The sequence below is a fragment of the Pseudoalteromonas sp. K222D genome (genome assembly GCF_017653575.1).
GTDB classification, from domain to species: domain Bacteria; phylum Pseudomonadota; class Gammaproteobacteria; order Enterobacterales; family Alteromonadaceae; genus Pseudoalteromonas; species Pseudoalteromonas nigrifaciens.
In genome coordinates, this window is record NZ_JAGGDL010000013.1 from 41,832 (window position 1) to 65,994 (window position 24,163).

The following is a 24,163-nucleotide window of genomic DNA, read 5'->3' on the forward strand; positions in this document are numbered from 1 at the left end:
CAGCTTAAGCTTTAGCGCTAGCTATGTTGTTTAAATGAATGTCGAATGCTTCTACGGCAATGTCATACTCTGAGGTGAATTTTCCGCTACTGCGTACATCATTCATATAACCTTGCATGCGTTTGTAATCAACCGGCATTACTTTAACAAAGCGCTTAACATTGCTGTTCCAATCTTTTAATAAATCACTGGCAACATCTGAACCTGTAGCATCAAAATGTTGGCTAATTAAGACTTTTAATTCGTGGCTTTCAGCGTCGGTATCTACACTTTCAAGTGCGACCATTTCCATATTGCATTTAGCCGCAAAGTCATTATTTACATCAAGTACGTAAGCAACACCGCCCGACATACCTGCAGCAAAGTTTCGACCAGTTGCGCCCAAAATAACCACTTTACCGCCGGTCATGTATTCACAACCGTGATCCCCCACACCTTCAACAACGGCTGTTGCGCCCGAGTTACGTACACAAAAACGCTCCCCCGCTATACCGCGTATAAAGGCGCTACCCGAAGTTGCTCCAAAAAAGGCCACATTACCAATGAGGATATTTTCACTTGCAGCAAACTTAGCTTGTTTACTAGGGTACACCACTAAATTTGCGCCAGAGAGCCCTTTACCAAAGTAGTCGTTGGCATCGCCTTCAAGCTCAAAACGTAAACCCCTGGTTGAAAAACAACCAAAGCTTTGCCCCGCTGAGCCGTTAAACTTAACCTTAATAGTATCTTGCGGTAAGCCATCTGCATGGTACTTTTTAGAGATTTCGTTAGAGATCATCGCCCCTATGGTTCTGTCGGTGTTAATCACATCGTATTCAAGCGCCATACTTTGCCCAGAATCTAGTGCCGCTTGAGCATCTTTGATCATTTTGCGATCGATAATGTCGTCGATTAAATGCTTTTGCTTTATTGATTGATACAGAGTTTCGTTTTCAGCGCATTCTGCTTTGTGTAATAGTGGAGTTAAGTCAACGCCTTGGTATTTCCAATGGTCAACATCTTTGCGCTGCGTAAGGCACTGAGTTTGGCCCACCATTTCTTCAATACTTCTAAAGCCAAGCTCAGCCATAATTTCGCGTAAACCTTCTGCCATCATGGTAAAAAAGTTAACTAAAATATCGGCACGACCAGTAAACTTGTCGCGCAGGCCTTTATCTTGTGTGGCAATACCAACTGGGCAGGTATTTAAATGACACTTACGCATCATAATACATCCCTCAACCACCAATGCTGTGGTAGCCATGCCGTACTCTTCTGCACCAAGCAGCGTTGCAATGGCTAAGTCGCGTGGCGTTTTAAGTTGCCCATCGGTTTGTACCGTAATACGGCTACGCAGTTTATTACGCACCAAAGTTTGATGCGTTTCAGCCAAACCCAGTTCCCACGGTAAGCCCGTATGTTTAATTGAGCTCAGTGGTGACGCACCGGTGCCGCCATCGTGGCCCGCAATCAGTACCACATCGGCATAGGCTTTTGCCACACCCGATGCAACCGTACCTACACCCGCTTCTGATACTAATTTAACGTTAATGCGCGCGTCGCGGTTGGCGTTTTTAAGATCGAAAATAAGTTGCGATAAATCTTCAATAGAATAAATATCATGGTGTGGCGGCGGCGAAATTAAGCCCACCCCTGGCGTAGAGCCACGAGTTTTACCTATCCATGCATCTACTTTATCGCCGGGTAATTGCCCACCTTCGCCCGGTTTAGCGCCCTGCGCCATTTTTATTTGTAGCTCATCGGCATTCGCTAAATAATGGCTAGTAACACCAAAACGACCCGAAGCCACTTGTTTAATTCGCGAATTCATCGAATCGCCATTTTCAAGCGCAGTATAACGAATTGGGTCTTCGCCGCCCTCACCGCTGTTACTTTTACCGCCAATGCGGTTCATAGCTATAGCTAAAGTAGTGTGTGCTTCCCACGAAATTGAGCCAAACGACATGGCACCCGAGGCAAAGCGTTTGAAAATGTTGGCAACCGGTTCCACTTCGCTCAAGGCAATAGCAGGACGATCGCTATTCAATTGTAATAAACCCCGTAAGGTAAAGGCTTCTTTACTTTGATCGTCCACCGTTTTTGCATACTGCTTAAACTGCTCAACATTATTACTGGCTGTTGAATGCTGCAGTAAGCGAATTACCGTGGGATTAAATAAGTGCCGTTCACCATCATGACGCCACGAGTATTCTCCGCCCGTAGGCAGTAGTTTATCTATAGCAATGCGGTTGGCCTCAGGGAAACCCTCACGGTGGCGTAATAGCGCCTCTTGGGCAATTTGATCTAGGCTTAAGCCTTCAATACGGCTAACCGTACCGGTAAAGTACTGATCAATAACCTCCGAATTAATACCCAAGGCTTCAAAAACTTGCGCACCTAAATACGACTGTAGCGTTGAAATGCCCATTTTAGAGAAGGTTTTCAACAAGCCGCTGCCTACCGCTTTGGTGTATTTTTGGGTAATTTGTTCATTCGTTAAGTTAGTATCAAGTACGCCTTCATCACGTAAACCATACATGCTCTCTAGGGCTAAATACGGGTTAACTGCCGCAGCGCCATAACCAATAACAGTAGCAAAATGATGCGTTTCGCGTATATCACCCGACTCCAAAATTATATCGGCAGATGAGCGTAGTTTTTCACGAATTAAATAGTGATGCACCGCAGCTGTTGCCAATACAGAAGGTATAGCAACATGGTCGCTGTCTACGCCTCGGTCACTTAAAATAAGTATTTCATAATCATCTTCAACGGCATTTTTGGCATATAAACAAATACGATCCAGTGCTCTTTTTAGTGCACCTGGCCCACCACTGGCTTTAAAAGTAATGTCGATCGTTTTAGCTTGAAGATGGTTATTATCTATATACTGTAGTTTGCGTAATTGCTCATTAGTTAATACAGGCTGTTCAATTTCAACCTTATGGCAATGCCCAGGTGTTTCATCGAGCAAGTTAAGTGAGCGGCCAATATAACCGCGCAACGACATAACCAACTCTTCACGAATAGGGTCGATGGGTGGGTTGGTTACTTGCGCAAATAACTGCTTAAAATAATGTGATAATTGTTGCGGGCGATGCGACAGCACTGCAAGCGGCGTGTCGGTACCCATAGCGCCTAGTGGCTCTTTAGCCGTACCAACTATACCCGCCAGTACTAGGTTAAGATCTTCGCTGGTGTAACCAAATGCTTTTTGTATTTTTCGCAGCTCTGCCAATGGCGGCTGGGCAAAAGACGCGCTAGGAACGGGTAAATTGTCTAATTCAATTTTGTTTTCAGCTAACCAACGAGCATACGGCTGAGCCGAGCTAACGTGTTGTTTTACTTCGTCATCACTAATAATGCGACCTTGCTCTAAGTCAGCAATAAATATTTTACCCGGTTGCAAACGCCCTTTTTCAACAACCGTTGATTGATCAACGCACAATGCACCGGTTTCAGAGCCCATCACTAGCGTGCCATCTTCGGTTAACAAGTAACGCGAAGGGCGCAAACCATTACGGTCAAGTGTTGCACCAATAACGTTACCATCGGTAAACGATAACGATGCCGGGCCATCCCATGGCTCCATAATACAGGCATAATACTCGTAAAATGCACGTTTAGTGGCATCCATATCGGTTTGAGTTTGCCATGCTTCTGGCACCATCATCATCATTACTTGCGCCAATGAGCGTCCGCTGAGCACTAATAGCTCAATAGCCATATCAAGGTTAGCCGAATCTGAGTTATCGTTATTACACACTGGGTTTAACATGTTCAATTCAGCATCGCTAAAATTAACCGAGCTAAACAATGCCTCACGAGCATTCATCCAGTTAATATTACCGCGTACCGTATTAATTTCACCATTGTGGGCTATATAACGAAACGGCTGCGCACGGCGCCAAGCAGGAAAAGTATTGGTTGAAAAGCGAGAATGAAACATCGCCATTCCCGAAATAGTACGCTCGTCTTGCAGATCAAGGTAATACTGGCGCACTTGCTCGGTGGTAAACTGGCCTTTATAAACAATTTTGGTAGATGACATTGAGGTAACATAAAATTCATCACGTTCGGTGAAATCCAAACCATTAATTTTATGCGAGGTGTATTTACGCAGTACAAACAACTTACGTTCAAACTCTTGTGCGCTTAGCCCTTGCGGCTTAGCAATAAACACTTGCTCAATATTTGGCTCGCTTTCAAATGAAGCCGCGCCTAACATAGAGTTATCGCCCGGAACATCCCGATACCCTATTAAGGTTAAACCCAGTTCTGCAATATTTTGATTTAGTATTTTTTTACACGCGTCGCTAAGTGCTTTATCGCGTGGGAAAAAAATCATCCCCACACCATAGTTTAAGGCGCTTGGCAGTGTCCACCCTAGCTTTGCGGTTTCTTGACGGAAAAACTCATGAGGAATTTGAATAAGAATACCAGCACCATCACCACTTTTAACGTCAAACCCTGTTCCACCACGATGTTCCATGCAGCTGAGCATGGTGAGTGCATTTTCGATAATATCGTGTGACTTTTTACCCTTAAGGTTAGCGACAAAGCCAATGCCGCAACTGTCATGTTCAAATTCAGCGCGATAAAGACCTTGGGATTTTTTGCTCATATCATTCATTACTTATTCCTATTTCATCAGCCTATTGCTATCAGCTAAATTGTGCTTACTAATTAAGTCATATATTTTTATATACTCGAGGTATGCGCTTATCTCATTCAAAAAATCGTTAAAATGCCTAAAACAGCCACTGTAAAATCTTTTTGAATTTGTATAGCGCAGTATTTATTAGTGAAAACTTTAATCAAAGGGGGATAAAAACTAGCCGTAAAATAACGCTGAGTCAACTAAGAAATGAATATACATTCAGATTATATGAATATATATAGTCAAAAATAGTTATTAACAGCCTATTTACACTGCATTTAATAACTATGCCTTATGTTTTAAAAAAGCGCATAGTTGATTTGGATGGGTTTGGTCTTTTTAGTTATAAAAGTGCACCACTAAGGCCTGAGGGGCGAAACTAAGGGAGGATTGGTGCATCTTTAAAAAGTAAATAAGCAATAACATTTTTATAATAATTAAAGCGCAGCTGCAATTAATTACTACAAAACAATATTCACGCTAATGGCAGCGCAAAAAAATAAGCTTACCCTAAAACAGTCAGTCGCAGTTATGCAAAGGCCAAACAGTGAGTTTGGCTAGGTCTCACCTAAAAACTTAAGCTTAGAATATGTGGTTTCAATCTGCAAAACTCACTTTACCCATAGTAACGCCGGCAATTCCTTGGGCTTTATTATTAAGGTGTAGCTGCTCACCGGCTAGGCATTCGTTAGCTAAAATAGCAAAAAGCACCGCTTCTTTCGCGTCGGGATCAACTCCTAATGCGTGAGTGTTTTTAAAACCTTTAATAGCCGGACAAAGCGTTACCAAATGTTGCATTAAGAGTAAGTTGTGAATGCCGCCGCCACTTGCATACACCACACTATTGGGCGCTATTTTTACGCACGTATTTAACGCATTAGCAATAACCTCTGCGGTAAAGCGGCTTAAGGTGGCCATTACGTCTTGATGGCTTAACTTTTGGGTATTTGAAGCCTGTTGCGCAGCCTCTAAATAAGCCAGATTAAACACTTCAGGGCCAGTGGTTTTTGGCATTTTTAGGGTTAAAAAATGATTGTCGCAAAGCGCTGTTAGTAACGCAGTATTAATAACGCCCGCTTTCGCTATCGCAGCGTTTTCATCGTAATGCATGTTATTAAAATAACGCTGCACATAGGCGTCCATAATGGTATTGCATGGGCCAATGTCAGAGCTAAATACTGCACTGCTATCGCCATTTTGGGGTAAAAAAGTGAGGTTAGCTATACCGCCCATATTAAGTAAAATACGGTTTTCGTCAGAGCTTGAAAAAAACAAATAATCACCATACACGGCAAGTGGTGCGCCCTCGCCGCCTGCTGCTATATGCTTTTGCCTAAAATCGCCAATGGTAGTAATACCTGTAGTAACAGCTATTTGGTCGCTATCGCCAATTTGTAAAGTGCCATTGTTAAAGTCGTTATACTGATGCTGGCTTTTAGGACAATGGTAAATAGTTTGTCCGTGGCTGGCTATTACATCTATGTTGGCTGGGTTTATTTGCCAGCTTTTTAAACACTGATTAACCATGTCACCATGTAATTTACCAACCCAAGGGTGCAATAACGTAAGGTATTCTAAGTTGCATTCACGCTTGGCGAATACCTGCTTTATTTTTGTTTTATAATCATCGCTATAATCAACCGTAGTAAACTTTAAAACCTCAATTTGGGTATGCACACCCGCGGCAGTTATTTTACATAAGGCAACATCAAGCCCATCTAACGAGGTACCACTCATTAGGCCTATAATTAATCGGCTTGGCTTTAACGCACTGTTATAAAGCTTACTAATGTGTGGGTGCATAATAATTTCGCATCTATTGTTGTTAAGTTAATAGCATTCATTTTAGAGTAGTTTAAATAAAAGTTATAGCGCTATAGAAATCAGTTAATCCACTTATAAACTCACCTTAGAGTAAATACTCACACCTTGGGGTTGATTTTTTAACCGTGTGCCCAAAACTCCTGTATTAAGATATACATACTTAACCTGAGCTCTGGTTAAGAGATTTACTAACGTATTGAATCATCGTTATATTTGATTTTATTTTCTCTAGCCAGAGGTTTTCAGTGAAAACAAGGCGAATTTACGCGTCAATAGCTGGCCTATTGCAAGTAAATTCAACGCAGTTAGCGCTGAAAATAGCTGCTTGAGATAAGTTTATTATCCGGAGCTCAGGTTTCTTACTACTTATCTGCGTATTATTGTTTAGTTTCAACTTTGCTTTAAACACAAACTAAAACATTCAGATCAAAGTAGTTCACTCATCTATTGGAGATTTTATATGTCAACAACCAGTCGACAACTCACGTTAGCATCACGCCCACACGGTGCTCCTACCGATGAAAACTTTGCATTAAAAACACTAGAGCTGCCGCCATTAAAAAATGGTGAAGTATTACTGCGTACCATTTACTTATCCCTGGACCCTTACATGCGTGGCCGCATGAGCGACGCTAAATCGTATGCCGACCCAGTAAATGTTGGCGACGTGATGGTTGGGGCAACTGTATGCCAAGTTCAAGAGTCTAAAAACGACTCCTTTAGCGAAGGCGAATGGGTATTGGCTTACACTGGTTGGCAAGACTACGCTATTAGCAACGGCGAAGGGTTAATGCAATTAGGCAAAGAGCCTACTAATCCTTCGTATGCACTAGGTATTATGGGAATGCCGGGCTTTACCGCTTATATGGGATTACTTGATATTGGTGCACCTAAAGCAGGTGAAACCGTGGTCGTTGCTGCAGCAACAGGCCCTGTGGGCGCTACCGTTGGCCAAATTGCAAAAATTAAAGGCTGTAGAGTCGTCGGTGTTGCCGGTGGCAGTGAAAAATGTAAGTACGCAGTAGAAGTATTAGGTTTTGATGCCTGTATTGATCACAAAGCAGATAATTTTGCACAGCAACTTGAACAAGCCTGTGATAATGGTATTGATGTTTATTATGAAAATGTGGGCGGCAAGGTATTCGACGCCGTATTACCCCTTCTCAATACATCAGCACGCGTACCTGTGTGTGGTTTAGTGTCGCAGTATAACGCAACCAGCTTACCAGAAGGCCCTGATCGTTTGGGTATGCTAATGGGGCAAATACTCTCTAAGCGTATTAAGATGCAAGGCTTTATTATTTTTGACGATTACGGCCATCGTTATGATGAGTTTGCAACCGCTATGCAGCAATGGCTACAAGATGGAAAAATTCAATACCGCGAACATATGGTAGAAGGCATCGAAAATACCATTACTGCCTTTAACGATATGCTCAGCGGGAAAAACTTCGGTAAAACTGTAGTTAAAATTAACAGCCCACTTTAAATTTAATGCGTTGTTATCTGTACAAAATGGCAACGCAACAAGGATTACTATGATCAAGCTACATCATTTAAATAAATCACGCTCAAAACGTATCATCTGGTTACTAGAAGAATTAGCAGTAGATTATGAAATTGTTGCTTACCAGCGTAATAAAGACACTTTTTTAGCCCCAGATGAACTTAAACATATTCATCAGCTTGGTAAGTCGCCAGTGATAGAAGATGATGGGATTATTGTTGCCGAATCGGGCGCCATTACCGATTACCTCATTACTAAATACGGTAACGGAAAATTTGCGCCTAAGGCAGGCACTCGCGATTATGTTGATTATCAGCAATGGCTACACTTTGCCGAAAGCTCAGCTATTTTACCGCTGCTGCTTAAAATGTTTGTATTAAAAGATGGCGCTAAAACCCAGTTTTTAGAAGGTTACGCCGACGCCGAAACAGCTAAAGTAATAAGCTACTTTAACGATCGCCTAGAAGGCAAGCGTTACTTAGTAGGCGACACCCTAACCGGCGCCGATTTTATGATGTCGTTTATTGTCGAAATCGTTAAAAACTCAGGTCAACTAGCACACTTTAAAAACCTAGTTAAGTACGATGAGCAATTACAAAGCCATGAGAAGTTTCATACCGCACAAGAGCTTGAAGCTAAATACGATTAATAATTGTCTGGTATTAGCTTTACAGTTATACCAATTGCATTAAGTTAGTACACATTTTAAAAGGGCCTTGGGCCCTTTTTACGTTTACTGTAATAGTTTAAATTCCGCCTAGTTCGCGCTCGGTAATACACTCATCCGACGCCATTTCAAATTCGCGACATACTAATGGGCGGTTTTCGTAAATAGAACACATGAGTGTGTTGCGATCGAGCGCTTGGCACCAGCCATCATCGGCACGTTTCATTACTTCGCTGCCCCATTTATCATATTCAATATAATGAAATGGCACGCCGGTATCTGTCACTATGCGTACTTCTAATTGGCAGCAACAGGCTTGGCAATTAGCACACGTAACAGGCTCTGGGGTGGTGGTGAGGTTTTTAACCGGAATAACAATTTGAGGCATAGTGGCTTAATAAAATAAAGTAAGCCACTAGGATACACCAACTAAGCTCAAATCGGCAGAGTAAATCTATCTCTAGGGGCTATTTTAAAGGCTAACTAGGTTAAATTTAGCTAATATTATGCTAGCTGACGCGCCAGTAATTTCGCTTTAATATCACTGTAGCGCATCGCTTCACACAGCGCAAAACCACTCAATTGGCGCACTTTATTGCGTGCAAATAAAGGCACGCTCATGCCCGCTAAAAAGCGACATTGGGTTTCTATACCTACGTTATTAATGCCTTTACTGGCTAGGTGCTGTAAAAACTCATCTACTTTTTGATAAATTACACTCTCATCAACAACATCTGCTTGCACTGAATATTCAAGCTTAACACTGTGGCCTCTGCATACTGAGCAATGGCCGCATTGCTGAGGCGCATTTTGATCGTCAAAATAACGGGCAAGGTTGTAGCTTAAACAGCTTTGCAATTCAAAAAAGCGTACTAATGCAGCTATACGCTTTATTTCAGCTTGTTCTTTATCGGTAAAGTAATCATGCAGTTGCTGCGCAAGTTCAGGGTTATTTATCACCTCGCCATGTACTTTATACACTTGGGTAATACGTTTGGTTTCTAGGGTAATAAGCTGTTTTTCGGCTAAGTAGTCAAGCGCCGCAACCACTCGTTTTCGATCGACTTGCGCGGCTTGTGTCAGGCTATCAAAATTAAGCGTGCCCCATACTTTTTTAAAATCGGTATGGCTAAATATTTGCGTTAAAAATGCTTGGCGCTGCTCATCAAACTGGCCTAGCAACTCGTTTTTATCAACCAAAAACTTATATTTAAAATCGGCGTAGTAAGCGTATTGCGGCGTAATTGCACCTTGCATTTCTAGCTGTACTAACAAAGTTTTAAGCGCAAGTTGCCTAATATTACTGTCGCTTGAAAGGCTATATTCTTGCATTTCCCATTGCTGCTGCGAGCTGTGGTGCTGGCGAATATCGTTAATTACATGCTCAATACCGCTTAGCTCTGGGGTGTCGCCATACACAAAGTTCTCTACAGTATTTAACCCATCAAGGTTGGCTAAGGTAAAACACTGTGACGGGTTACCATCGCGCCCTGCTCGGCCTATTTCTTGGCTGTAGTTTTCAATCGATTTAGGTAAGTCGTAATGAATAACAAAGCGAATATCGGCTTTATCTACGCCCATTCCAAAAGCAATCGTAGCCACTACTACATTAATTCTACCACCCATAAAGTCATCTTGAATTTGCCATCTAAGTGTATCTTCAAGCCCAGCATGATACGCCACCGCTTGCAGCCCTTGATTGCTTAGCATATTAGCCACTTGTTCGGCACTTTGCTGCAAGGTAACATACACAATACCTGGGCCATTTTGTGCGCTAATAATGTTAGCAAGCTCGGTATTTTTATCCGCCGTTTTTACACTCAGCACACTTAAGTCTAAATTAGCGCGGTAAAAACCGGTTTGTACAATGCATTCTGGGGCAATGGCAAAGCGCTCGGCCATATCGCGCTTTACTTTTTTAGTCGCGGTGGCGGTTAATAATAATACCAGCGGAATATTAAGCTCTTCACGGTAGCGTGGTAGTTTTAAGTAGTCGGGTCTAAAGTTGTGTCCCCACTCAGAAATACAGTGCGCTTCGTCAACAACCAACATAGACACTGCTATTTGGTTAATAAACTCTCTAAAACGCTCATTTTTAAAGCGCTCAACCGACACCATTAAGACTTTAATTTTACCGCTGCGAACATCGTTCATTACGGTACTGCTTTGCATTTGATCTTGGCTCGAATCAAGGCTGGCAGCATAAATACCTTTGCTGTTTAAAAAGCTAATTTGATCTTTCATCAATGCCAATAAGGGCGATACCACTAAGGTTAAATGCGGTAAATGCAACGCGGTTAATTGATAACACAAAGACTTACCCGAGCCGGTTGGGAATATTGCCAACGACGATTGCCCATTTAACAACTGCTCTATGGTTTGCTGCTGCCCGCCTCTAAACTGATTAAAGCCAAAGTGTTGCTCAAGTGATTGAATTAATGAAGGGGTCATAAAATATCCTGTTTAAATATTTCCCTCAAAAGGAAAAATATTCCTACACGGTAAAACCTAAGTAAGTATAAAAATACACACTATTTAGCTTTAAAAGTGTGAGTATAACTTATTCATTATTTTTTGCTGACACATCCTTTATTTAGGCGCAGAATATAGCCATATAAATAACGAGTTTAGCCTTTGCCAAAATAACTTGATTCATACCCAAGTAACCTCAAAAAAATAATTCTACATAGATTATTTGGGTATATTATTTTTAAAGGCAGCGTTATGAATATTACCACACCTAAAGTCGTCGTTATTGGCGGTGGGGCTGGCGGATTAGAGCTTGCAACCCAACTAGGACATAAACTAGGAAAGAAAAAACACGCAGACATACTACTCATAGATAAAAACCGCACCCACATATGGAAGCCGTTACTGCACGAAGTAGCGACCGGCTCTATTGACCCAGATTTAGACGGCGTAGTGTACAGCGCTCATGCCGCTAAACATCATTATCGCTTTCAGCTTGGTACATTTTGTAATATTGACCAAAGCAATAAAACCATTACCCTCGCACCACTTTATGACGAATTAGGCCACACTATTTTACCCGAGCGCAACGTGCGCTACGACCACCTTGTTATTGCCATAGGCAGCGTAAGTAACGACTTTAATACTCCTGGGATAAAAGAGCATTGCTACTTTTTAGATTCGAATCTGCAAGCAGAGCGCTTTCAGCATTCGTTACTCGACAGCTTTACCCGCCTGCACCAAGACGACAATCAACAACAATCATTAAACATTGCCATTGTGGGCGGCGGCGCAACCGGTGTAGAACTCTCGGCTGAGTTGTATCATGTTTCTGAGTTATTAAAGCTATACGGCTTAACTAATATGTCGTCCAAACGTTTACATATTCATTTAATTGAAGCCGGGCCACGCATTTTACCCGCACTTCCCGAGCGCATTGCCGTTAGTGCCAAGCGCGAGCTGCTAAAATTAGGGGTTAATGTACGCGAACAAACGCAAGTAAAAGAGGCCACCGAGCACGGCTTCATTACCAAAGACGATGAGCACATTAATGCCGATATTATGCTTTGGGCTGCAGGAGTAAAAGCTCCTGATTTTATTAAAGACCTAGGTATTTTTGAGCTCACTCGCAGCAATCAAATTCAAGTTAACCAATTTTTACAAAGCACGGTTGATGACAGCATTTTTGTATTGGGCGATTGCTGCGCCTTTACCCAAGCCGACGGCAAACAAGTGCCACCGCGGGCGCAATCGGCGCATCAAATGGCGCAATGTGTTGAAAAAAATCTTATAGCCACATTAAAACAGCAACCATTGAGTGGCTTTAAGTACAGCGATCACGGCTCTTTAGTTAATCTGTCTCGCTACAGTACAGTTGGTAATTTAATGGGTAATCTCACCAGTAATAGCTTTTTTATTGAAGGTAAAATTGCCCGCTTTATGTATATTTCGCTCTATCGCATGCATCAACGCGCCATTCACGGCAGTGCAAAAACCTTTGCCTTGTGGATCAGCGAAAAAATACTGCGCGTGGTACGCCCTAAAATGAAGTTACATTAAAGTTTTGCAGAGTTTAAACACCACAGCGGTGAATTTATTACCGCTGTCATTAATATTTAACACTTTTACGTTATATATCCAAACCATCTCAAAATGCAAAGTTCAGCATTTCAAAGGCTTGCTTTGGGTATAAAGTAAAAAAGCTTAGGAGGTAATATGCAATGACGGCTAAAACACTCATTTTTAACTTTGATGGCACCGGTGCTGAGCCTAGAGACGCCGAGCAGTTTAGTGCTGATCATTTTAAAGAAGACAGCAGTATTTCTAATATTCTTAAACTACACTTACTCGCTGGCGGACAACTTAATAACTCTCCTAATACTAAATTAACCAATCAACTTAGTTTTTATTATCAAGGTATTGGTACTAAAGGCAGCCGCTTAAAACGTTTTTTAAATCAAACACTCGCACCACGTAACGACGATGTAGCTAGCATTTTAAAACAAGCCCTAAGTGATTTTAAAAGCCATTATAAGCTAGGCGACATTGTCTTATTAACTGGTTTTAGCCGAGGCGCTGCACTCGCTAGGCGCTTAGCAAAATTATTAGAACCATTAATAAGTGAGCAAGTATACCTGTGTGTATTTGACACTATTGCCTCTATTGGTTTATCAAAAATAACCAAAGCGACCCGTGGCGCAGAGCATGTAATTTTTGAAAACCACACCATAGCAAGTAATGTTACTCAAGCCTTACATTTTGTAGCCCTGGATGAAAAGCGTCGCGCGTTTGAACCCACACTAATGAACCAACAAAGCAACATTACCGAATTGTGGTTTGCTGGTGCGCATTCTGATATTGGTGGCGGTTACTATCGCGATGGTTTAGCCGATATTTGCTTACGCTATGCAATAGAGTGGTTAATCTCGCAGCCGTTAAATATCACCTTTTTAACCAGTCACGATATTGACTATATAGCCTTACTACCTAACAATAAAGTAATCGCGCAAGACGATATAACAATTACACCCGACCCGTTGGCATTAAGCCATCAGCAAAATTATTTTTGGTTTAACCCATTTTTTAAACTAGTAGATAGAGAATGCTATGTACTGATAGATAACGAACCAAGTCCCCTTGAGCCATTAGTGCACCACAGCGTGGCCGAACGCATTAACAAACTCACCAGTTACCGCCCAGAGTCACTTAAAAACCTGCCTTATAAAATAATCTATAACGATAATACCCAACTTAGTTTTACCGGGTTAAGTGCACATATTATGCTTGCTAACCAAAATATGAGCGTACTGGCAGTAAAGCAAAGCCAAGATGTGGTGGTATTTGCCAGCGAAGCCTACAACGCCACTGGTTTAATGCTAGAGCAAGGCGCAACGTATCGCTTTACCCCTTACCCTGATCAGTATTGGTTTGACGACAGTATAAAATGTACTGCGCTTGGCTGGCACCGCGATGACGTGCAACTTGGCGTAAAAGAAATCTCTATGGCATTGCTCGAGCCATTTAGACGACTGCCAAATGCACAGTGGTTTTCGTTAATTGGCGCTATTAATAAAAGTGACAAGAACTTATTTGCAATAGCCGACGGCGCAGATGTTAAAATAGTGCAATCAGGCGAATTTACTCCATTTGCCAACGACTTAAGCCGATTTTATGGCGCTAACGCCGGTAAAATTAAAGTAAAAGTAACGAGGTTAAAATAAAACAGCGCTCAGGTAAAAATTAAGCAAACCTTGTATTTAGGCTTGCTTAACTGCAATTTTATATCGCGCTTTTTAGATTATATATGCTAAAAGCTATAATGCCTGTTTAGGCGCTAAAATTTATAAATTGGTAGTTTAAGCGTTAAGCGGGCACTACTTTCTTTTTCATTTTATGGCCTTTAACGGCATAAAATAAAATAAATAAATAGCATGGTAGCATTACCGAGTAGCCTGTTTGTAATGAGCTAATACCACTGAGTAAACCCCACAGTAACGGGCCAAACGCGCCGCCGGCGATACCCATAATTAACAGTGCAGATCCGGTGCTGGTTAACTTACCCATACCTGATAGAGCAAGCGGAAAAACCGCAGGCCATACAATCGCATTAGCTAACCCTAAAAATGCAATAAGTAATAAAATATCTGGCAGTTGTGCACCGCCTAATGGCACTAACAGCGCATTAGCCACTACAAACGATTGCGTATCAATAAATAAAATACTAAATGTTATTACCAAACCTAGCAGTGCCGAGACGGTTAAAGCTGCTTGCTGAGAAATAAATCTCGGAATAAGCATTATTCCTAAAATATAGCCTAATACCATGCACATCATTGTGTAGGAGGTCATTACACTATAGTTTTCAACTCCTAACGATAACGCAAAAGTACCTATGGTATCGCCTGCAATAACTTCAACGGCCACATACAAAAATATAGCAATAACACCAAATACTAAATTTGGATGAGATAAGGTTTCGCGTATTTCACCTTGGCAACTGTCCGAGTTATTATCTTCATTGATAAGCTCTGGCAAAGGTGATTTTTTTACTGCAAAAGCCAGTATACCAATAAAAACGGCCATGCCTAGGTAAGGTAAAATTAAGCCATTAGCCATATTATCTACTTGCTGCTGAGTTAATACCGTGCCGACAGTTCCTTTAAAGTTACTCAATATAAGTGCAGTAAATACCATGGGCGCTATAACGCCGGCACCTTTGTTTAATATTCCCATAATGCTAATACGTACAGCGGCCGACTCTTCAGCACCAAGGCGAACAACATATGGATTTACTGCTGTTTGTAATAAAGTTTGCCCTGCGCCCATTACTAGCTGCGCTAATAAAAACAAAGGAAAAAACTGTGACATAGCCGCAGGAATAAACAACAACCCAGCAACCATCATTAGTCCCATTCCTAATGCCATACCATTTTTATAACCTACTTTTTTAATTAGCATAGCTGAGGGTATTGCAGTAAAAGTAACTGCAATGTAGAACGAAAATAAAATTAACGCTCCTTGAAACGGAGTTAGCTGCAATATTTGGCTTAAATAAGGCATTAATGAGCCATTTAACCAAGTTGCAAAGCCCAGTATAAAAAATAATACCGCAACAATAGCCATTGGGAGCACGCTACTTTTTTTCGATGTATCCATAACATTTGTTGTCATGTTATTTTCCTTTATATTTATTATATTTTTTAAAAAAGCTGAGCACCGCCAATCCAAGTGCTAGTTACTTGTTGTTGATCATTAAACTCCACAAAATCGGCTCGACTCCCTACTACTAATCGTCCGTATTGAGCTGGCAAACCTATATACTTAGCCGGATATAAACTGGCCATTTTTAGCGCTTCTGAGAGCGGTACATGTAAATAATTAACGCAATTTCTTACTGCGGTTGCCATATCTAAAACAGATCCAGCAAGCTCACCAGTGGTTGACGTTAATTTACCATTATGCAAATAAACAGTGCGGTCAAAAAATGCAAATTCAGTGTCTTTGGTTCCCACCGGAGGCATAGCATCGGTCACTAAAAACACCTTGCCTTTTGGCTTAGCTTTTAATGCCAAACGACACGATGCAAAATCAACATGATGACCATCAACAATCAATCCGCAACTGGTATTATCATTAAGTAATGCACAGCCTACTACACCAGGCTCGCGCCCTTGCAGCGCAGACATTGCATTATACAAATGAGTAAACCCCGTTGCGCCAGCATTTACTGCCTGTTGAGCAACTGTATAACTTGCATTAGTGTGGCCTAAGCAAACATGAATACCGAGTTCGCGCATTTTAACTATATCGCTAGTTAAAACATTTTCAGGCGCTAAAGTAACAATTACTTTGCCTAAGTCTTGACGCGATAATATTTGCCATTCTTGGGCTGAAATTGGGCGAATAAATGCTTCGCTATGCGCCCCTTTTTTTGCTATCGATAAGTGCGGCCCTTCAAAATGAATACCTATAATACCCGGTACTTTCTGTGCGATAGCCGCTGCAATCGCATCTGCCGCCTGTTGCATTACCTCAACAGTATCGGTGATCAAGGTAGGTAACATAGCGGTTGTGCCATATTTTACATGGGCTAACAACATGGTATTAACCCCCTCTGCCGAAGGCGTGTTGTTAAATAACACACCGCCGCCACCATTCACTTGTAAATCAATAAAACCCGGTGCCACTAAGCCTGCTAACTTTTCATCATATTGTTGTAAATCGTCATCGATACCAATAATGATGCCATTTTCAATGGACAACACTTTGTTTTTAATAAAGTTATCGCCATCAAAAAATTGTTTTACATAAATGCGTTGTGGTGACATTTATAAAGTCCTTGTTACTTTTTTAAGCCCTTTTGGCTCATCTGGATTAAAACCTCTGCTAAGTGCAACTTTTGCTACATCTAAGTAAAAGCGTTGTAATACCAAAAATGGTGCCAAACGTGGGTGAATCGTAATATTATTTTGATTTAATTGCACTAATTGAGCACCACGTTGAGCCACTTCATTTATTTGCAACTGGTGCGAGGAGGCTGTTTCGTCAGCTACAGCACAATTTAAAATAACTAGACCTTGTTCAACTAGCGTCACTGGCCCATGTAAAAACTCTGCACTACTAAATGACTCAGCATGAATAGCGCACACTTCTTTAAGCTTTAAGGCCATTTCTTTGGCTATAGAAAACCCTAAGCCGCGCGCCAACACCACCATATTTTTAACCCCTTCAAGGGCAGATGGGGTAAGTTGCACTGGTGATTCGACCATGGTTTTCATTGCTGTAGGTAGCTCATTTAACGCCGCTATTAATGGCTGGTTTTGCGTCCAATTTGCCACTATATGTACTAAAGCAGACAGCGTTGCTAAATAACTTTTAGTTGCGGCTACCGACATTTCGTCACCTGCTTTTAGCGGTATAATTTCATCCACTATGTCTCGCAGTGGTGAGCTTTCATCGTTTACTAAAGCAATACAGTAAGCGCCTGATTTTTTAGCCATTTCGGCCTGTGCAATAATATCTGGGCTGCGTCCTGACTGAGAAATTACAATAACTAATGCATCTTGTAAGTTTAACGACTTACCATACACACTCGCTATTGAAGGTGCTGCTGAACTAACCGGAATACCCGCTTCAATTTCAATTAAGTACTTCCCAAATACACCAGCATGATCCGACGATCCTCGGCCAATCATCATAACCATTTTAGGTGCAAATTCACGTAGCTTTTGGCCTACTTTTTCAACTAATAATTGATTAGCAATAAGCTGTTGCTGAATAATATCTGGCGCTTGCGCAGCTTCTTTTTCCATTAATGTTTGAAACATAATTAATCCTATTTTAAGTATTTAACCTAAGCGTAAATTATTTAACTTGTTGCTGTTTGGCATACAGTACCGAACCAATTTCTGGCGGCGATAAAGGGGCTGATAATTTATTTTGTATATCGGCGTCTAGCCAAGGCGTCATAACCTCTGATAAGCCACCAATTAATGCAAGTCTTGACGGGGTTTGTGCTAATAATTTACGGGCAATATCGCTAATATAACTTGCACCATCTTTTATAATGGCTATTGCAATAGCATCATTTTTTGCTGCAGCGCTAAAAACACACCCCGCTATTTGCGCAAAAAATGTGGCTGGCTTATTAGCAATCACTTCAACCATTTGCATCGTATTATTAACCTCTAAATGAGACTGCACTAAATTAGTTAAAGTGGTTTGTGGCGTTAACGTATCAAGCGCCATTAATACCTGCTGACAGGCAACAAAACCAATCCAGGCACCGCTGCCTTTATCGCCATGAGGAAACCCATGGCCTCCCAACATAAATGATTTACTTTTCACAAATGAAAAGCCACATGAACCTGTACCGGTAATTATTACAGCACCTTCCTCGCTATGGTGAGCGCCTAAACAGGCAATCACTAAATCAGTGGTTAAATGCATGTTTTTAAAAGGGTGCTGCCATTGCTGCATTTGTACAAATAAGCTAGGTAAATTAACACCTGCTAAACCTACACCTGCGATTAACTCTGATAGCGCAACATCTGTTAAGCCCGCATCTTGTAACGCTAAACGTGCCGACTGCTCTATAGAGGTAGTCGCCTGCTCAAACCCATGTAAAGGATTACCTGGGCCTGCAATACCACTGCCTAACACTTCATTTTTAGCGTTAACAATAACAGCTTTACATTTAGTTCCGCCGCCATCTATCCCTATAAAAAGTTCATTTTTATTAATACCACTTGTGAACATTTTCACCTCTAATTGTGTTCAATCCCGCTGTAAAAAACCTTAATAAAACAACGAATCTTAGATTGTAATAAATATAATACTAACACAAATGACAGCGTTGTCATTTTCTTTATTTACATATTTATTACTTTTTTGTAATCCTTTCAATCAAAAGGTCAATGGATCAATTAAATGTTACTTTTAACATGCGCCCATAGCGAATACCCGAGGCAACTTTAGCTCTAACAAATACATCATTATTCACAGCAACGGGGTGCTTATAATCATGCCATTGGCCGTCTAATGTTTGGTATTCAAGTAATAAACCTGGAAAGGCAATATTGGCATAAAGCACACCTTTCTCAATTTTGGCGCCAACACTTGGAATTCGATAATGTACTTTTGCAGTTTCTAATTTAGCAAACTCTTTTAAGCCCATAGTGGCTGCAAAAGTAAGCCATTGTTGATCTCGTTGTTGCTTTAATTGCTTAGTAAAGTGATGGCTATTTTGGCTATAAATACCGCCATTATGGTTGTACGGTACAGCCCAATTCGCCTTATGCCATGCCCGCTCAGCTAGGGATAATAACCGCGGAAAAAGCTTATATTCAGCCATATTATTACTGCGAATATTTTCGCTCCATAATTGTCCCTGTACACCTAAAAATGCTTTGTTTTTAGCCAGTGGAGCTGAAATGACATCTCCTTGCTCATTTACTTTTAATGTATCGTCGGCAACATAAGGGTTATCTTCCCTGTCTAACCAAAACTCAGCATGCACAGGCAGGTTGTCAGGCATAAATTGAAATACTTTTTCACTATTAATTTGCCGCGATCCCCAATAATAACCATGTTCTTTAGGATCGGCTTCATAAGGAAAATCAAAATATAAAACGTCAGGAGTTGAAAGCACTACTTGCCACTGTTTATTTACAAAGTTATGGGCCTGTTGATGACCATTCCACATTAATAAATCCCAGCTATTTGCTTGCACTACTGCGGGCATTTTTTGCGGATCTGTATGCGATAAGCCGTCGCTCCAAGCTGCGGTTTCAATTTCCATATTCGCTAACATACCAGCTATGCGTTCTATAAAATGACTGCCTAACTGAGATACTTTAGTAATACCTAAGGTATTTTCTTTAATAAAAGTATTACAAGCCACAGATGATGTCCAAGCACCTGCGGTTTCATCGGCACCAATATGATAGCGAGTTAATGGGTGCTGCGCTTCATGGTGAATATTTTTTACTTGTTGCATTACCTCAGCTATAAACGCATAAGACGACTCTAAACACACATTAATAGTATTATCGTTATAATGTTGAACCGAGGAATATACTGTAGTATCAAGGGGATCGTGTAACAAAAACTGCTCTGCTTTTAACTTATCACCTTTTTGCATGTAATAATTATAACGCGCTGTCATCGCTTTAATGGCCGCACGCGAATGCCCAGGCATATCTAGCGAAGGGATCACTTGAATGTGCCGCGCACTCGCTGCTTTAAGTATTTGTTGATAGTCAGCAACAGAGTAATAACCATTTACGCTACTTGAGGGATCAACCCCTGCACCTAATTGTGGCATTAAACAGTGCTGCTCTGTGGTATCAAAACAACGTTTTGCACCTATTTCAGTAAGCTCTGGCAGCGATGGAATTTCTAGGCGCCACGCTTCATCATCACCTAAGTGTAAATGCAATTTATTAAGCTTATAAGCCGCCATTTGATCGAGTAACTTTAAAATAAATTCTTTATCACGAAAATTACGCGCTACATCAACTAATACACCTCTAAATTGGTAATGCGGCTGATCGGTAACTGTACCTACAGGCAGTGTACTCAGGCCCATTTGATATAAACTCGCCAAGCTTTGAATAGCGTAAAATACGCCCGATTCATCACCTGCTTCTATATAAATTGCATCTGGCTTAATTGCTAAAGTATAACTGCCGTTTGGCTGAGTATTATCTGCTACTAAGGCTAAATTAACACTAACAGCCGCTGTGCTTTTAACTATCTGTATTCCTAACTGCTCAAAACGTGATATTGCCGCTGCTACCGACTTTGTATTTATATTATTAAAATGAAAATTTATGCCCGAACTAACATCAAGTGTTGCTATGTTACTAAAGGTTGCTTTTGTGGGCGTAGGAATAATTTGCTGGGCAATGGTCTTACTTAAGCTGTTTTTGTTGTTTATAAACGCCGCAAAGTCATAGTTTTTATTACGTTCGTATAAACTCTCAGCGGTTAACCATTGTGTTTTATCATTTTTGGTGCGCTTAAATTGACGTTCTAAATCTGTATACGGCACAATATAAGGTCGGTTTTCTAACCCTGTATCTGCATCCTGCGTTACTTTGGTACTATTAATAACTTGCGCATAGTCATTATTATTAACCGCAATATAATTTGGCATTGCATCAGATTCTGATAATGACCAAAAGTCAGCATAAAAGGTAATTGTTTTAGTTTCGCCGGCTTGAAAACCCTTAAATTGCTCGCTAAGCTCTATAACATGTAAATCACCATTAACGTGCTTAATAGTGAACTCATCACTTATCGCGGTTTGAATTGGTGTTATTTGGCTAAAATAAACCCTCCACTGCGTATAGTTAATACTATTATTTGCTGTTAATTGTAAATTTACTTTATAACAATTGCCACTTTCAATTTGCTGATCACACTTGGCAGACGGGCGGTTATCGCTTTGCTGATATTTAACTTGTAACGTTTGTGCAATTAAGTCAATTGCAGTATTTGTGGCAGGTTCAAGCGTCTGTTTTTTAATTTTTGCAGTATCTTCAGTGTTGCTTTGACAGGCTGTTATGCCAAACGCTATACAGCAGTAAATGAGTAATAATCTTATCGGCATACTTTTTTCTCACTTTATATAACTAACTTGGCTGCTTAATAAACATATCCTATAACTTATCGATTAAGGTCATTAAAACACCTTAAACTGATGATTATATGTTGATTTTATGCATTAAATTTTAAGGTGAGGTTAGTAAATAAACTTAAACTTGGCAGCAACTTAACTTTATTACTTTTAAAAAAGTAACAAAGAGCTAAAAACAGTAATATTAACCAAAACCTCATGACAACGCTGTCATTAATGGGTAACTTTACCGCGTTTTTATTTTTATAGCTACATACAAATACATAATATATACAATAAATTCACATGGGGATTTTAAAAAATACATTATCATCTTGTATTAAAAGGTATTTAAACTACCTAGCAGCATAATTAATAATCAGTGCGGTATGCAAATTAGCTGTCAATTTCAGCGTATTTCTTTATAATTTAACCGTCTATAACAATAATCGTAGTACTGTTAATAGCCTAATAACTATTAGTACAAGCAAATAAACTCAATACCAACAATAGTATTTAAAGGTATATTAACTATATGAAAACGACTATAAACGACGTAGCTAAACATGCGGGTGTATCAATAAAAACCGTATCGCGAGTTATGAATAACGAAGCCTCCGTACGTCAGAACACGCGTGAAAAAGTAATGCGCTCGGTCAGTGAGCTAAACTACCACCCAAATTTAGCAGCGCGTAGCTTAGCGGGCACAAAATCTTATAGTATCGCCTACATATACGACAATCCTAATGCTTACTATATTATTGACATGCAAAGAGGGATATTAAATGCATGTAAAAAACAAGGCTTTGAACTACTTATACATCCATGCGATGCAAAAGAAGTCGATATAATTAACGAAGTTACCAGCATGGTAAAACGTACGCGTATTGCCGGTATTATTCTCACCCCCCCTTTTTCAGAAATGCCTAACTTTGTTGAGCAACTAACCCAACTTGATATTAAAATTGTGCGTATTCTTTCAGGGCACAGCGCCCCAGATACACTAACTCCCTGCATTATGATTGACGATAATCTTGCCTCAAAAGCAATTACCGAACACTTAATCAATAATGGTCATAATAAAATCGGCTTTTTAGCAGGGGGAGCTGAGCATAACTCAACAACTGAGCGGTTAGAGGGATACAAAGCAGCTCTCAAGCAATACAATATTGCCCTAGACCCACGCCTTATTATTGCCGGTGAGTATTCATTCGACTCAGGTGTTGCTGGGGCTACTACATTAATAAATCAAACAAATAAACCCACTGCGATAGTCTCTTGTAATGATGAAATAGCCGCTGGTGCATTATTTGCTGCGCGATTAATGGATATTGACGTACCTAAGCAGCTCTCTATTACCGGGTTTGAAAACAGCCCGTTTTCGCGTCAAACTTGGCCAAAGCTCACTACGGCAGATCAACCTAATAATAAAATAGCCGAAGATGCCGCTAACTTACTCATTGCACAAATTCGCAATGGCGACACCCGCGATATTGTAAAGCACTACACTCCCGAACTTTTAGTACGAGATTCAACAACAAAAATTTAAGGGAAAGTACTGGCTTTAGGTCTCAAGTTTTAGGTAAAGATTAGCCAAGCTCGGTGTTTGGGTTTACTTGTAAGTGCGATTTTTACATCGTGCTTTTTGTTATTAAGCTTTAATTTCATGCTAGCTCTGCCGCGCACCGCCTGCCCGCTCCGCAGTTTGGTGTGCTGGTAACCACAAACACACACCAATAAATTCCTACCTACCACTACCACTACCACTATCTTACTTGGCGAGCCTTTGCTGATATTTAATTTATTACCGTTAACCTATTTATTCCCCCACCTTTAATTTTTCTACATTGTTACTGCCAGGTAAAAGTCTTTTGATTTTCATGTCGGTTATCATTTGTGGTAAACAATGTAAAGTACGGCTCATGGGTCAAACAGCAGCAATGCACCGACGCTAAGCATTAAACAATTTATAGATACTGATGTTTCAGTACAGCATATTAGGATCACATTAATGACTCAATCTGTTACCACTAAACTTGCTCAAGAGCCAAGCATTCAATTATTTAAAGCGGGCACTTATAAACTTAACGATCTTGCGGGCTTGCTTGAAGTTAAAGATTTAAAAAGTCAGATGGCTGAGCTGACAGTCACCGATAACTCAAACGGCTTAACGGTTGGTTTTTTTGCTATGCAGCCTGGCGTTGAATTTGAATTTGTTTATGAATTTGTAGAATACAAAGTAATCACTAAAGGCAAAATTGTGATGCGCGATTTACAAGGCAATAAATATGTAGCAGAAGTAGGCGACGTTGTGCTTTTCACGCCTAATGTTACCGTTATATTTGATGCTCAAAGTGATGGTGAAGCCGTATATACCGCACACCGCACTGCAGATAGCATGTTTACACCTAAATAAATTTTATTAAATTTCGGAGA

15 protein-coding genes are annotated in these 24,163 nt (G+C 40.6%); 6 read left to right on the forward strand and 9 right to left on the reverse strand.

Annotated features, from left to right (window positions below):
* Positions 1-4: 4 nt before the first annotated feature.
* On the reverse strand, positions 5-4,612 hold the full coding sequence (gltB, locus tag J5X91_RS08625; RefSeq protein ID WP_208834414.1) for a glutamate synthase large subunit: 4,608 nt from the start codon (positions 4,610-4,612) through the stop codon (positions 5-7).
* Positions 4,613-5,236: 624 nt separating this feature from the next.
* Positions 5,237-6,442 (reverse strand): anhydro-N-acetylmuramic acid kinase, encoded by a 1,206-nt coding sequence (locus J5X91_RS08630; RefSeq protein ID WP_208834415.1) that lies wholly within the window; start codon positions 6,440-6,442, stop codon positions 5,237-5,239.
* A gap of 481 nt (positions 6,443-6,923) precedes the next feature.
* Between J5X91_RS08630 and J5X91_RS08635 the strand changes: the two genes are divergently transcribed.
* Both J5X91_RS08635 and J5X91_RS08640 read left to right on the forward strand, forming a co-directional pair.
* On the forward strand, positions 6,924-7,952 hold the full coding sequence (locus J5X91_RS08635) for an NADP-dependent oxidoreductase (protein ID WP_208834416.1): 1,029 nt from the start codon (positions 6,924-6,926) through the stop codon (positions 7,950-7,952).
* A gap of 49 nt (positions 7,953-8,001) precedes the next feature.
* Complete coding sequence (locus J5X91_RS08640; protein ID WP_208834417.1) at positions 8,002-8,619, forward strand: glutathione S-transferase; 618 nt, start codon at positions 8,002-8,004, stop codon at positions 8,617-8,619.
* Between the two features lie 97 nt (positions 8,620-8,716).
* Here J5X91_RS08640 and J5X91_RS08645 read toward each other — a convergent pair whose 3' ends face one another.
* Together J5X91_RS08645 and J5X91_RS08650 are read right to left on the reverse strand one after the other, a co-directional pair.
* Positions 8,717-9,025 (reverse strand): YkgJ family cysteine cluster protein, encoded by a 309-nt coding sequence (locus tag J5X91_RS08645; protein ID WP_176359701.1) that lies wholly within the window; start codon positions 9,023-9,025, stop codon positions 8,717-8,719.
* A gap of 116 nt (positions 9,026-9,141) precedes the next feature.
* A complete protein-coding gene (locus J5X91_RS08650; RefSeq protein WP_208834418.1) occupies positions 9,142-11,088 on the reverse strand; it encodes a RecQ family ATP-dependent DNA helicase in 1,947 nt (648 codons plus the stop codon).
* A gap of 273 nt (positions 11,089-11,361) precedes the next feature.
* On the opposite strand from J5X91_RS08650, the gene J5X91_RS08655 reads away from it, so the two are divergent.
* Complete coding sequence (locus J5X91_RS08655; RefSeq protein ID WP_179807749.1) at positions 11,362-12,666, forward strand: NAD(P)/FAD-dependent oxidoreductase; 1,305 nt, start codon at positions 11,362-11,364, stop codon at positions 12,664-12,666.
* 161 nt (positions 12,667-12,827) lie between these two features.
* Positions 12,828-14,327, forward strand: a complete 1,500-nt coding sequence (locus J5X91_RS08660) for a DUF2235 domain-containing protein (protein WP_208834419.1) — start codon at positions 12,828-12,830, stop codon at positions 14,325-14,327.
* Between the two features lie 142 nt (positions 14,328-14,469).
* On the opposite strand, the gene J5X91_RS08665 is transcribed toward J5X91_RS08660, so the two are convergent.
* The 5 genes from J5X91_RS08665 to J5X91_RS08685 form a co-directional block, all read right to left on the reverse strand.
* Complete coding sequence (locus J5X91_RS08665) at positions 14,470-15,777, reverse strand: sugar MFS transporter (protein ID WP_208834420.1); 1,308 nt, start codon at positions 15,775-15,777, stop codon at positions 14,470-14,472.
* Between the two features lie 29 nt (positions 15,778-15,806).
* Complete coding sequence (nagA, locus tag J5X91_RS08670; RefSeq protein WP_208834421.1) at positions 15,807-16,934, reverse strand: N-acetylglucosamine-6-phosphate deacetylase; 1,128 nt, start codon at positions 16,932-16,934, stop codon at positions 15,807-15,809.
* A complete protein-coding gene (locus J5X91_RS08675; RefSeq protein ID WP_208834422.1) occupies positions 16,935-17,933 on the reverse strand; it encodes an SIS domain-containing protein in 999 nt (332 codons plus the stop codon).
* Between the two features lie 37 nt (positions 17,934-17,970).
* Entirely contained in the window at positions 17,971-18,864 is an 894-nt protein-coding gene (locus J5X91_RS08680) for a BadF/BadG/BcrA/BcrD ATPase family protein (RefSeq protein ID WP_208834423.1), read from the reverse strand.
* A 163-nt stretch (positions 18,865-19,027) separates the two neighbouring features.
* Positions 19,028-21,721, reverse strand: a complete 2,694-nt coding sequence (locus J5X91_RS08685) for a family 20 glycosylhydrolase (protein ID WP_208834424.1) — start codon at positions 21,719-21,721, stop codon at positions 19,028-19,030.
* 541 nt (positions 21,722-22,262) lie between these two features.
* Between J5X91_RS08685 and J5X91_RS08690 the strand changes: the two genes are divergently transcribed.
* A complete protein-coding gene (locus J5X91_RS08690) occupies positions 22,263-23,276 on the forward strand; it encodes a LacI family DNA-binding transcriptional regulator (protein WP_208834425.1) in 1,014 nt (337 codons plus the stop codon).
* Positions 23,277-23,738: 462 nt separating this feature from the next.
* Positions 23,739-24,143 (forward strand): hypothetical protein, encoded by a 405-nt coding sequence (locus J5X91_RS08695; RefSeq protein WP_011329756.1) that lies wholly within the window; start codon positions 23,739-23,741, stop codon positions 24,141-24,143.
* Positions 24,144-24,163 lie beyond the last annotated feature (20 nt).

What these genes read in the sequence shown, in the direction of transcription:
- J5X91_RS08660 (WP_208834419.1), top strand. Translation starts at nt 12,828, where the DNA reads ATGACGGCTAAAACACTCATTTTTAACTTTGATGGCACCGGTGCTGAG.
- J5X91_RS08640 (WP_208834417.1), top strand. Translation starts at nt 8,002, where the DNA reads ATGATCAAGCTACATCATTTAAATAAATCACGCTCAAAACGTATCATC.
- nagA (WP_208834421.1), bottom strand. Translation starts at nt 16,934, where the DNA reads ATGTCACCACAACGCATTTATGTAAAACAATTTTTTGATGGCGATAAC.
- J5X91_RS08675 (WP_208834422.1), bottom strand. Translation starts at nt 17,933, where the DNA reads ATGTTTCAAACATTAATGGAAAAAGAAGCTGCGCAAGCGCCAGATATT.
- J5X91_RS08650 (WP_208834418.1), bottom strand. Translation starts at nt 11,088, where the DNA reads ATGACCCCTTCATTAATTCAATCACTTGAGCAACACTTTGGCTTTAAT.
- J5X91_RS08695 (WP_011329756.1), top strand. Translation starts at nt 23,739, where the DNA reads ATGACTCAATCTGTTACCACTAAACTTGCTCAAGAGCCAAGCATTCAA.
- J5X91_RS08690 (WP_208834425.1), top strand. Translation starts at nt 22,263, where the DNA reads ATGAAAACGACTATAAACGACGTAGCTAAACATGCGGGTGTATCAATA.
- J5X91_RS08665 (WP_208834420.1), bottom strand. Translation starts at nt 15,777, where the DNA reads ATGACAACAAATGTTATGGATACATCGAAAAAAAGTAGCGTGCTCCCA.
- J5X91_RS08655 (WP_179807749.1), top strand. Translation starts at nt 11,362, where the DNA reads ATGAATATTACCACACCTAAAGTCGTCGTTATTGGCGGTGGGGCTGGC.
- J5X91_RS08685 (WP_208834424.1), bottom strand. Translation starts at nt 21,721, where the DNA reads ATGCCGATAAGATTATTACTCATTTACTGCTGTATAGCGTTTGGCATA.
- J5X91_RS08630 (WP_208834415.1), bottom strand. Translation starts at nt 6,442, where the DNA reads ATGCACCCACACATTAGTAAGCTTTATAACAGTGCGTTAAAGCCAAGC.
- J5X91_RS08635 (WP_208834416.1), top strand. Translation starts at nt 6,924, where the DNA reads ATGTCAACAACCAGTCGACAACTCACGTTAGCATCACGCCCACACGGT.
- gltB (WP_208834414.1), bottom strand. Translation starts at nt 4,612, where the DNA reads ATGAATGATATGAGCAAAAAATCCCAAGGTCTTTATCGCGCTGAATTT.
- J5X91_RS08645 (WP_176359701.1), bottom strand. Translation starts at nt 9,025, where the DNA reads ATGCCTCAAATTGTTATTCCGGTTAAAAACCTCACCACCACCCCAGAG.
- J5X91_RS08680 (WP_208834423.1), bottom strand. Translation starts at nt 18,864, where the DNA reads ATGTTCACAAGTGGTATTAATAAAAATGAACTTTTTATAGGGATAGAT.